At 38.6% G+C, this 10,944-nt stretch carries 5 protein-coding genes and 1 tRNA gene; 1 reads left to right on the top strand and 5 read right to left on the bottom strand.

The genetic code is table 11. From position 1 onward, the window contains the following. Window positions 1–295: 295 nt before the first annotated feature. The 5 genes from B5V81_RS08415 to B5V81_RS08395 all read right to left on the bottom strand — a co-directional run bounded on the left by B5V81_RS08415 (window position 296) and on the right by B5V81_RS08395 (window position 4,141). A tRNA-Gln gene (locus tag B5V81_RS08415) sits at window positions 296–369 on the bottom strand. Window positions 370–433: 64 nt separating this feature from the next. Continuing rightward, window positions 434–1,192, bottom strand: a complete 759-nt coding sequence (locus B5V81_RS08410) for an iron ABC transporter ATP-binding protein (protein WP_212113078.1) — start codon at window positions 1,190–1,192, stop codon at window positions 434–436. Further along, window positions 1,189–2,139 (bottom strand): iron chelate uptake ABC transporter family permease subunit, encoded by a 951-nt coding sequence (locus B5V81_RS08405; RefSeq protein WP_212113077.1) that lies wholly within the window; start codon window positions 2,137–2,139, stop codon window positions 1,189–1,191. The genes B5V81_RS08410 and B5V81_RS08405 overlap by 4 nt, the downstream gene beginning before the upstream one ends. Beyond that, entirely contained in the window at window positions 2,132–3,088 is a 957-nt protein-coding gene (locus B5V81_RS08400; RefSeq protein WP_212113076.1) for an ABC transporter permease, read from the bottom strand. The genes B5V81_RS08405 and B5V81_RS08400 overlap by 8 nt, the downstream gene beginning before the upstream one ends. Window positions 3,089–3,187: 99 nt before the next feature. Next, window positions 3,188–4,141 (bottom strand): siderophore ABC transporter substrate-binding protein, encoded by a 954-nt coding sequence (locus B5V81_RS08395; RefSeq protein ID WP_212113079.1) that lies wholly within the window; start codon window positions 4,139–4,141, stop codon window positions 3,188–3,190. A gap of 200 nt (window positions 4,142–4,341) precedes the next feature. On the opposite strand from B5V81_RS08395, the gene B5V81_RS09000 reads away from it, so the two are divergent. Continuing rightward, window positions 4,342–10,614 carry an autotransporter outer membrane beta-barrel domain-containing protein gene (locus tag B5V81_RS09000; protein WP_244979457.1) on the top strand — a complete coding sequence of 2,091 codons (6,273 nt, stop codon included), beginning with the start codon at window positions 4,342–4,344 and terminating at the stop codon, window positions 10,612–10,614. Window positions 10,615–10,944 lie beyond the last annotated feature (330 nt).

The following is a 10,944-nucleotide window of genomic DNA, read 5'->3' as shown; positions in this document are numbered from 1 at the left end:
ACTATTAGTCAATTTATGCTCAAAGAGGTGAACACATCTTATATACGCTGCTTCTCAAATAATATGATTCCAGCTCAAGAACTCATCATCAAAAATTGCGACCTTATAAGAGAGAAAAATAAAGACTCATTAAAGAGGCTTTAAACAACCTTTGAAGCCCCTTTGAGAACCCCTTAAAAACCCTTCGAAAAAAAATAAATTGATGCAAAACCTGCTGTCAAATTATGCAAAACCTGGTGGCAAGCTACAGCAAAACCTGGTGGCAAGCTACAGCAAGCTACAACAACCCTAAATTTGGCTGGGGAACTTGGATTCGAACCAAGATTGACGGAGTCAGAGTCCGCTGTTCTACCATTAAACTATTCCCCAATAAGTTAATTTTAATATTTCTAGCAGATTCTGTGGTGTAGGCAAACGCAAAAAGTCTTTATGATTACCGATAATAAAGAGCGATAGGGATGTCATTGATTGTTTTTATTTGAATATCGACATCGTAAATATCTTTAAGAATTTCGGGTTGCATAATTTCTTTTGGAGTTCCACAATAGGCCGCTTTCCCATTTTTCAGCGCTACAATCATATCTGAGTAAGATGAGGCAAAATTAATATCGTGCATGACAATAAGGATGGTTTTTTTCAGTTCATCAGCTGTGCGGCGTAGCTGTTTCATCATAGAAACGGCATGTTTCATATCCAGATTGTTTAATGGTTCATCTAAGAGAAGATAATCAGTATCTTGGCAAATAACCATGGCGATAAAAGCGCGTTGACGCTGCCCTCCAGAAAGTTCATCTAAAAAACAGTCTTTTAAATCTTGTAAGCCGAGATAGCGTAGTGCACTGTCGACAAATTGTTTATCTTCATGTGTATACCAGCCTTTCGAATAAGGATAGCGTCCGAAACTCACTAAATCATACACAGTTAATCGGAAGGATAAAGGATTATCTTGACGTAAAATTGAGAGCTTTTGAGCCAAAATATCATGGGGTACTTTATCAATATTAAAGCCGTCGATATGAATTGTTCCTTGGTGGTGTGGTAAAAGACGTCTTATCAGCATTAAAAGAGTTGATTTTCCCGAACCATTAGGGCCAATGAGAGAAATAATCCCCCCTTTGGGCAGATGAAGGCATAAATTATCAATAATCAATCGTGCTCCGTAAGCCTTGGAAATGTGATTGATTTCAATCATTTTAGTTTTCCCTTCATCAGTAATATTAAGAAAACAATCCCTCCACAAAACTCAATGATAAAACTTAAACGTCCTGCCATGTGAAAAATTTGCTCTAAAATAAATTGTCCCCCCACCAAACAAATAATCGCTAATAATATTGCAATCGGCACAACGACACTGTGTTTTGCTTGAGGAGAAAGTTCATAGGAAAGATTGGCAACTAACAACCCAAAAAAGGTGACAGGGCCTACTAATGCGGTGGAAATAGAGACAAGAATGGAAATAAAAATAAGGATAGCTGTCACACTTTTTTGGTAATTAACACCAAAATTGAGAGCATTTTCACGTCCTAAAGCCAAAATATCAAGGAGATGACGGGAATGCCATCCAATAAAACTCACAATGAAAACAATGAGTGTGGCAAAGCTTATGAGGGATGTATTAAATTTATTAAAATTTGCAAACATAATATCCGTTAAATTCATCATTTGGTCTGGATTGAGTTGCAATTGCATAAACATCCGTAAACTAAAAAAAAAGCCACCTAAAATAACCCCCATTAAAAGCGTCAAGTGAAGTCCTTTTAAGCTTCCTGAAAAGAGCCAGCGAAAAAGGCTTATTGAAAAAAGAATGAGAATGAGGGCTTCGAGAATGAGTTGTCCTTCTTCATTTAAAAAGGGTAAAGAAAGAGAACCTACAAAATACATCAAGACAGTCTTTATTAAAATATAAAGCTGATCAAATCCCATAATTGAAGGGGTCAGAAGACGGTTATTCGTGATTGTTTGAAATAAAACTGTAGAAACGCTTATCGCATAGGCAATAAGAAGCAAAGAGAAAAGTTTTGTAAAACGAAATGTCCATGTATAAACATTAATATTCCACGCCATGTAAAGACTAATAACAGTACATGCTATGATGATAAGCGTTGTTAATACACATATTGTTTTTTTTCTTCTATCCAAGACGCTTTCTCCAGCGTAAAAGCAGTATCATAAAAATAAAACTACCAACTACCCCCATTATAGTGCTGATGGGAATTTCAAGAGAAGGATGAATGATTCGTCCTAAAAGATCACAAATCAAGACCAATCCGGCGCCGCTAATAGCTACCCAAGGAGCAGTATAGCGCATATTATCTCCCATGAAACTTGAAACAATATTTGGAATAATCAATCCAACAAAAGGAATACGGCCGACAGTACAAACAACAACAGCAGTGATCGAGGCGATAATAAAAAGACCAAAAAACATGACAACACGATAATTCAATCCAAGGTTGTTGGTTAAATCTTCTCCTAAGCTTGCAACTGTGAAGCGATCAGCAGTACAATAGGCCAGAATACAAAGGGGAAGGGATAGCCATAAAAGTTCATATTTTCCCTCAAGAATCATGGCAAAACTACCAAATAAATAGGCTTGAAGAGAAGGAAGTAACATTTCATAATCTGCAATGGCATTGGTTAAAGAGCCAATAATATAGCTTAGCATAATCCCTGTAAGGGGGATAATGAGAGCAGATTTTAGAGGAAGGCGGCGCAATAAAAACATAAAAAGTAAAGTGCCTGTCATGGCAAAGATTGTCGCAACGACCATTTTTCCTAAAACAGGAATATCGGGCAGAAAAATCATAATAAAAAGAATGCCAAGGGAAGCAGATTCAACGGTTCCGGCGGTCGATGGTTCGATAAAGCGATTACGTGTCAACAGTTGCATAATCATGCCTGAAAGTGCAAGTGCTGCGCCTACTAAAAGGACTGAAATGGTACGAGGAAGACGTGTTTGCCAAAAAATAAACCACGCATGGGGATCGGCTGCAAAGAGGTCAGAAGGTGTGACATCAGAATAACCAACAAAAATACTGAAGATGGATAAGAAAATTAGAAGTGTTATGGTTATCCAATAATTCTTCACGTCATTTTCTCGCAAAACTTAACAAAAAACAAAGGTTGTTTCATAAACAACCTCTGCTTTTAAATTTTATTCATATAGCAATCAAGCTCTTTCGTGTGCTTATTTGCTCTTTGTAAAGGCTTCATTAATCTGCTGCGCAGTTTCAAAGAGTCCTGTTAGACCACCACTTGCACGATACCAGCTCCAAGAGTCCAAATAAATAATTTGGTTTTGTTTACTTGCTGTTGTGCGATGCACAAGTTCATTGTTGAGCAGTTGTGCTGCAGATTGTCCTTCCCGTCCAATAGCAGCATCGCGATCAATCACCAACAACCAATCAGGATTTGTTTCAAGAATAAACTCAGGAGAAATAAGTTGTCCATGTTTTTGTACAGTGAGTTTATCGGTTGCAGGAGCAATACCAAAAGCAGAATGGAAAATATCAAAACGTGACTTTGGTCCTAAAGCACTGATTTTTCCACCAGAGGTCATGAGGATGAGCCCAGTGCCTTTTCCTTGGGTATTTTTACGGACTTCAGCTAAAGTTTCATTGAGTTTTGTAATTTCTTTTTCTGCTTCCTGTTCTTTACCAAAAATTTTTCCAAGGATAGACACATTTCGTTTAATATCTTCAAGAGAATTTTCGTTTCCTATTGTGAGATCAATTGTTGGAGCGATTTTTGATAAATCATTATATTTTGCTTGGGTTCTGGAGGAAATAATAATCAAATCGGGTTGAAGAGTGGCAATTTTTTCATAATCCGGTTCAAAAAGGGTTCCAATTTTTTCATATTTTGCATCATCAAATTGTTGCAGATAGGAAGGCTTTTTTCCTTCAGGAATGCCGACAACCGCTTTGATACCAAGACGACTCATATTATCGAGCGCGGCAATATCAAAAACAACAACCTTTTGCGGAGAAGCGGGAACAGAAGTCGTGCCTGAAACATGATTAATTGTTACATTATTCGTCTTGGGACTCGTATTTGCAATACTCGTATGAGTCCATAAAACTGTTGCAAAGCTAATTGCAACCAGTAAAACAGACGTCATCCATTTCATATATTTTATCATCATGATTTTATCCTTTTATCTGATATTACAAGGGGTTATGCATTTAAAAACCTTAATTTAGGTATTTTTATGCACAAAATGAAGTGTTAATAAATAACACTATGTTGTAAAGTTGACTAACATATGTTACAAATCGTTCACTTACCTCATTTTCACTTAATTCTAGTGTTTTTGCAACATTATTTAGAAAGTTTTGACATATGATCAATGTATTTAAAAAGCGTACACGTTTGTACGCACTAACAACAAGTGCTTTCCTCTTTTTACAAGGAGTAGATGTTTCTGTGGGGAGTGGTTGGTTTAATATTCCTTCATTTTCACATATTCTACCATCTTTAGGCGGTTCATTCAGCTTTCTTCCTAAATTGTCACAAGCAACATTACCCGTGTCTTCTCAACCATTAAAAGCCGTTGAAGTTCAAGGCGCTGGCGGAGAACAAGCAGGTGTTGGTGGCGTTGGTGGAGTTCCTGGTGGCGTTGGTGTTGGTGGAATTCCTGGTGGCGTTGGTGTTGGTGGAATTCCTGGTGGCGTTGGTGGAGTTCCTGGTGGCGTTGGTGGAGTTCCTGGTGGCGTTGGTGGAGTTCCTGGTGGCGTTGGTGTTGGTGGAATTCCTGGTGGCGTTGGTGCTGTCGTCCCTGGTGCAGCTGGTCAGTGTTCTAATACTTATGCTTATAAGTTGTTGAGCTCTATAGTCTGTTCTGATGGAGGTTTTCATGAGATAAAGAGAAGTGCTATTAGTGTGTCGAACTTTGGCGATAATGCTATGCATGCAACAGGAAAGATTACTCGGAAAAGCCTGTGGAGTGCCGGTGATGAAGTTGTTTCTTATTCAGTTTTAGGTACAACTGTTGAGTTAGATAAAGTATATATTACGGGTGTAGCTTTTCCAGAAGGCAATATTGTTTTAAATTCTAATGAAAATAATGATCCTAATAATTTAAATGGCTATCTGGATGCAAAATTTGGGGCAGGAATATTAGCAACACTTAATTCAAAAATTACGCTAAAAAAGTCAAATATTAAGAGATTTATAGTTGGGGTTGATGCTCAAAGCGAGGGAAGAATTTATATGCATGGTGGGGGCATTTATTATACTAAGATAGGAGCTTCTGCTGATTTGGGGTCGTTTGTTTTTCTAGATAGAGTGAATTTTTATAATGTTGGGGTTGGTTTGCAAAGTGCGGGCAGATCTGGAATGCTGATGCAATCTGGGTCAATTAATCTTGATAAAGGTGGGCTGGGAGTTGTATCGGGGTATAAAGGGGTTGTGAAACTGGATGAAGTTAATATTAACCTTAAAAAGGGGAGAGAGGCGCAAAATGATATTGATTCCACAAGTTCTTCAAGTCTTATATTCCTGTCAGATGGGGGTTTTATTTCTTTTAATAAAGGAAACTTTGAGGGCTCTGATGCAGTTGCTCTGTGGGTTACTGGTGGTTTTGATGAATTTTTAGTCGCTCCAGTGGATGATCGTGCTTTCGGGGCTGGTGTTTTGAGTTCTCGTTTTATTATTGATGGTGATCATAATGACGATAACAATTCTTTGGGTATTGCTTATACGAAGGAGCAAATGCTTGAAATGAATGCACTTTATGATGTTTATCATGTTACAGAGGATGCTTTTAGTGATGTTAACTCTACTATGAATCATATTGTAGGGAATGGTCGTTTTTTGCAATATATAAATAATAATTGGGGGAGTGTAGATTCTTTTAAGGTTAGCGCCTATATTAAAGAATCAACTATTCAAATAATGGGGAAAAATTCTTATGGCATGTATTTTAATACGGCGAATTCAGAAGAGGGAGAAGTTTCAGATGAAAACAGAGTCATAAGAAATGAGTCCAGTAATCGAAAATCGCAGGTGGTTTCTTTAAAAAAGGCTACTCTTAGGATTCCAGAAGGTATAGCTATTTATGGTGGTGATGTAAGTGCTGCTGTCATTTTAGGAGAGGGTACTGTTCTTTCAGGTGATTTATTTTTGAAAGCTGGATCTCATTCTAATCTATTAATGTACGCTTATAAATCTTCAATTATAGGTGCGGCTCATATTGATAAGAAAGCGAATGTTGGGCTTCATTTGGCTGATTCAGAATTGTATTTAACAAAAAGTACTCATCATAAACAGTTGGAGAAAAATGAAAATTGTATAGATTCATGTATTTCATCTGTAAGTCTTTCTGGTAGTAGTATTGCATTTTTGCCTCCAAGAGATTCAAATGAAGGTTATCAAACACTGCAGATCGGAAATAGGCAAGGTACAGTTTATCTTGCTAGTGAAGATTCCAAGCTTTATGTCAATGTGGATTTTATTTCTACTAATTCAGATAGCGCTAAGCTTTTGTCTGATCGGCTTTTGATTTATGGCGATGTTTCTGGAACAACGAAGGTGTATGTAAATAATAATTCTATCATTGCCACTTTAAATGGAAAGCTAAAAGAAGGAGAGAAAATTCAGCGTCAAGGTGTACGGAATCAAGCTGGACAGGGGGAAAATAGGGAAAAACCTGCCCCTCTTCAAATTATTCAAGTTTATGGACAAGCACAAGAAAATTCTTTTAAACTTGCTAATGAATATGTTACATTGCAGGGATCACCTTATCAATATATTCTTAAGGCCTCTGGTCCAATGCGAGTTTCTACTGCTTTAAGAAGACCTTCAAGTGGACAGAGTGCTACAAATGAATATCAGACCGTGTGGGTTTTCAGCTTGGAAAATAAGGAAAATAAAAAGGTTTCTTCAAAGCCAAAATCTTCAGTAATATCTACTCCAGTTGTTAATTTTGTTTCGTTGGAAGATTCTATACCATCGATGAGACTTGGTGATAATGCTACATTGGCGAGATCTGATGTAGAGCCTGAATTGGTGAGATCTGATGTAGAAGTTCTTGGTGTGGAGGAAGTTAATGGACCTGTTGGAAGTTCTGTACTTACAAGAGAAGATCCAGCCGGTGAAATTTCTATCTCAACTCCTGAAACTACAGAACATAATCCATCCAATCCACTAAGTATTTCGGTAATTGGGAGGACTGTTGATGGAAGAGAAAGGGAGGAGGATCCTTATACCTTGGGGAAAAATTTAGATCGTTATACAGATCTACAGACCACAGATGAAAGTGTGGCTATTTCCCTTCTTGTAGATCCGAGTCGAGAGACTTCCCAGAATGAAGTAGAATATACTATAGTGGATTCTGCTTCTAATGTGGATTTAAATTCCCTATCTGGAATCCCTTCAGTTTCTGAGGTTAATATGCTTCCTGAAGCTATACCTTCCTCTATTCCTGCACCGAGTGATCCGGATACTGCAGAATCTGTTATAACTATGGAAGAAGGAGCGCTTTCTGAAATTGAGCTTGCCTCTGTTTCTGAAGTTTCTAGATCGGATAATTCGGTGGCTGTAGAATCCGCAACTGAGGATATTCCTGCTACAGTTGTTAATTCTTCATCGGAGAGTTTGGCGATTGAAAAACGTCCTTCTTCTAAGAGAGTGGAAGGGTCTATTGGGGGTAAGGTTGTATCTGCTTCTACATCGGAGAGTTTGGCGGGAACATTTGATGCAGTTAAGAAAGATTTAGGGAAGACTAGTGTTGTTCCTACTGTATCTAAAAAAACAGATCTTGCGCCTAAAAAGACAGAGGGTGGACCTAGAGGGCGTATTTTACCAGTAGTTAAGAGCCCTCAGACATCTAATGGAGAGTCTAATGCTCTTGCATCTGCAAATTCTATTAAGTGTAGTGATAGTGTACAGAGAGATGGTGCTTATACCTGTAGTGGAGGTCAATCGCATACAATACAAGGAAAGACACTGAAGACAGCTGATAACACGCAACATTCTATGCATGCGAAAAATAAGAATACGGTTATTAAGTTAGAAGGTGTTACCATTAGTGGTGCGGATTCTTCTGATAGTCAAAATAATGTTGATTTGACTGCATTAAAGGCTGTGAGTGCTGTGTTTGCAGAAGACTATGCAGAAGTTGTTTTGGGTAAAAACTCTAAGGTTCAGTCTTCTGTAATTGGGCTGGAAGCGCAAACTGGTGGAAAGCTTAAGATGACAGGAGGAGCAGTTAATGCGCGTTATGTAGGTGCTTTCGCAGATTCTGGATCATCGATTGATTTGCAGGGTACAGCAATTAACGTAACTGGGAACTTGGCTACAGCTGGTCTGGCAAGTAAGGCTGGTGAGATAAGCATGAACTATGGAGCTATTTCTATCGAAAGAGGAGTGGCAGTGAGATCAGAATCTGGAGGCAGCGTTAAATTAGATGGAGTGAGAGTTACTGCGAAAAAAGCGCAGGATAAGTCAGATTCTGCAGGGAGTTTAGGGCGTGCAGCTCTTATGTTGAGTGATAATGCTTCTATTGATTTTAGGAATGGGAGCATTACGACTGATGCAAATGCTTTGTGGGTTATGAATGGTGATAGTGTTGTTGAGGCGGGTTCTACTCGGAGGAGAAGATCTCCTGAGGTTCGTCCTGCTATGAATCACGCGAATATCGAATCTTCTACTGTTAGAGTAGAAGGTAATGGGACCTATGGTATATATTTTGATGGGCTCATACAGAAAGAAGCGAGTGAACAAAATCGGAGTAAAGATTTAACAACTGAGAATGCAAATGTTGTTAAGCGGAGTGCTATATCCGCACAGGAGAGAACGCCTATAGGCATAACAGGGGCAATTTCATTGAAAAAAACTACATTTGAAGTTGCTAATGGTATAGCGATTTATGGTAATCATTCTGGTGGTCGTGTTTCGTTAGAAAATGAAACAACTCTTGCGGGTGACTTGTTATTGAAGGCTGAGAATGGTTCTAATATATCTGTTTCCGTTGATCGTTCTATTGTTACAGGTGGTGTTCGCGTTAATAAGGATTCTTATGCAAAATTAGACTTGGTTAATGGTTCAGAGTGGATTCTCAAAAGAAGTGTGCAGAAGGATTTAGGTACTCCAGATTTAGGATGTGTGGATTCATGCATTTCTTCTGTGAGACTTATTAATAGTGCTATTAACTTCAGATCTTCAGAATCTGAGGAAAAATATCAGACTCTCCATATTGGAAATGGGGAAGGCACAGTTTATGAGGCGCAGGGGAATTCTGTAATTCATCTCAATGCACGTTTAAATCCTCATGATCCGAGTGATCAGCAAGTAACGGATCGGCTTGTCATTCATGGCGATGTTTCTGGAAAAACAAAAATACATGTACGAGGCGATGAGGGCAATGGTGGGAATGGTCAAGCGAATACCAAGATTGCTCACAGTGTTTCAGTTATTCAGGTTTATGGTCAAGCAAAGAAAGATTCTTTCCAACTCGATGGAAATTATGTTGCACTGATCAACTCACCTTACAAATACACTCTTCGTGCTTATGGTCCAGAAGCAACTTCAAAACAGGAGCATGTTCAGCAGAAATTTGTTAGGGATGGTGGGGCGTTTTGGAACTTCCGTTTAGAAAATCAGTATGTTAAGTCTGCTGGATCTGCTGCCCTTCCTGAACAATTCGTAAGATCTGTTGTTCCACAAGTGCCAACGTATCTCGTCTTGCCTAATAGCGTGTTTCATACTGGTTTTATGGATATTAACAATCAAAACAAACAGTTGGAGACTTTGCGGATGACTTCTACAGGAATGGTAGAGGATCGTGAGAATCCTGCTTTATACTTGCGCGGCTATGGTGGAAGTTACCGTTATGCTTCAGATTTATCTGCGCTTGAATATGGGTATGACGGCGAGCTTGACTATCGTGGTGTAGAGGCAGGTGTGCTGCTGCAAACTATTGAAAATACTGATAGTGCTCTATCCTTTGGTGTTATGGGAACTTATGGAAAACTTTCTCTACAGCCTTTGGATGTTGAGCAAAGTCAGAAGAGTGCATTTGATAAATGGACTGCTACAGTCTATGGAAGCATGCAGCATAATGTTGGCTTCTATGTTGATGGTCTTTTATCCTACGGTTTATTCAATGGTGATGTTCTGACGACGGCACGGGGTAAAACAGCAACATTAAAAGGCAATCCTTTGAGTATTTCTTTATCCGGTGGTCAGACGATTGCGACAGGATATAAGGGCTTTGTCTTTGATCCACAGGTTCAGGTTGTTTATCAACATCTCCAGTTTAATAAGGCCCGTGATATTGACAATTTTGATATTGAAATGGGCAAACTTGATCAGTGGGTGGCACGTGTTGGTGGACGCTTGACCAAGACTCCTACAGGTTCTGAAGGTGTGGATGCGGTTGCTTTCTATGGTAAGCTTTATCTTGCGCATGGCTTTGGAGAAAAACAGTCTGTGCATTTCAATGATGCTTTCAAGTTAGGGGCATTTGGTTCTTCACTAGAGGCAGGATTAGGATTTAATGCCAAATTGTTGCCGCAGTTTTCTCTGCATGCTGATGTTCTTTATCAACATAAGCTTAATAAGGCTGGTTTTTCTGGAGCAAGTTTCTCCGGAGGCGTGCGTTATCAGTTCTAATATAAGCTACATGATGTACTTTTTAGAAAAGGCAGCACACTGTGCTGCCTTTTTTCTTTATAACAACTTGTGTTATTCTTAAAAGCTTCTCATCTTCTTGATCTGAATAAAAAAACATAGTTTATTGTACGCATGAGCGCGTCTTTCTACGCTAAAGCAAATTTTCTTAAAAATTTTGCTGCTGGTGATGCGATAGAGTGACTCACTTGTATGGGCTTTTTAAGCGTGCAGGAGTCCACTATGTGTTATGTTATCTTTTTTATACCGTATTGATATTATCCAATATAATATTTGATACTTTTTAAAGCTCATTTTTAAGAGTTTATTTTT

This window comes from Bartonella queenslandensis (genome assembly GCF_018155095.1).
Taxonomy (GTDB): domain Bacteria; phylum Pseudomonadota; class Alphaproteobacteria; order Rhizobiales; family Rhizobiaceae; genus Bartonella; species Bartonella queenslandensis_B.
The sequence above is the reverse complement of the archived record's forward strand: the minus strand, read 5'-3'. Positions and strand labels throughout refer to the sequence as shown.